Source organism: Pseudoalteromonas sp. SIMBA_162 (genome assembly GCF_046535955.1).
Taxonomy (GTDB): domain Bacteria; phylum Pseudomonadota; class Gammaproteobacteria; order Enterobacterales; family Alteromonadaceae; genus Pseudoalteromonas; species Pseudoalteromonas marina.
Genome location: NZ_JAWJBQ010000460.1, coordinates 1 through 269 on the forward strand (window position 1 = coordinate 1; position 269 = coordinate 269).

The following is a 269-nucleotide window of genomic DNA, read 5'->3' on the forward strand; positions in this document are numbered from 1 at the left end:
TGATCAGTCTGGTGAAGACCGACCGCCAGTACGGCGATGATCTGGCACGCAAGACGCTGCTGCGTGTCTTCGACGCCCTCGGCGCGACCCATGAGCTGACCGTGCGCTTCCGCCGCCAACTGTTCGCTCTGATGTACTGATCGTGCTGATGTACTGATCGTGCTGGTGCGCTGACCGTATCAATGAGTTGATCACGCCACGCAGACGACAAGGCCCCGCCTCCGGTAAAGGAAGCGGGGCCTTGTCATTGAGGGCCTGCCGTCGCGCCG

At 62.1% G+C, this 269-nt stretch carries 1 protein-coding gene; it reads left to right on the forward strand.

The annotated features are described in order from the left end of the window. The first annotated feature begins 11 nt into the window (after positions 1 to 11). The gene (locus R0J88_RS20485) at positions 12 to 140 is read left to right on the forward strand and encodes a tetratricopeptide repeat protein (RefSeq protein WP_410900949.1); all 129 of its coding nucleotides are present in this window, start codon (positions 12 to 14) and stop codon (positions 138 to 140) included. Positions 141 to 269: the final 129 nt, after the last annotated feature.